Annotated in this window: 1 protein-coding gene; it reads right to left on the bottom strand. The window is 44.8% G+C overall.

The features are described 5' to 3' along the window. The coding region (locus tag Ga0466249_RS26345; protein ID WP_215832440.1) for a hypothetical protein at nt 1-221 on the bottom strand (221 nt) is incomplete at both ends.

Genomic DNA, 221 nt, shown 5'->3' with positions numbered 1-221 from the left:
CAAATTTTGTGGAGCGTCTGGTCTGAGTATTACCTGCAGAATCTGCTCTGCCGCTTTAGCACTTTCCAAGCCACCTTTGTTAACGGCCTTGATCATGAATTTCATACTACCCTCTGCCGTTGGCTCATAGGTATAAGTCAAAGCTTTCAAGTGCGTGATGATCGTTGCGATGTCCCAATCGTCGCCAACTTTGATGATATACTCGGCAATATCTTTTTCTG

Source organism: Pelorhabdus rhamnosifermentans, from assembly GCF_018835585.1.
Lineage (GTDB): Bacteria > Bacillota > Negativicutes > UMGS1260 > UMGS1260 > Pelorhabdus > Pelorhabdus rhamnosifermentans.
Note: the sequence above shows the minus strand (reverse complement) of the source record. Positions and strands in the feature narration are given on the sequence as shown.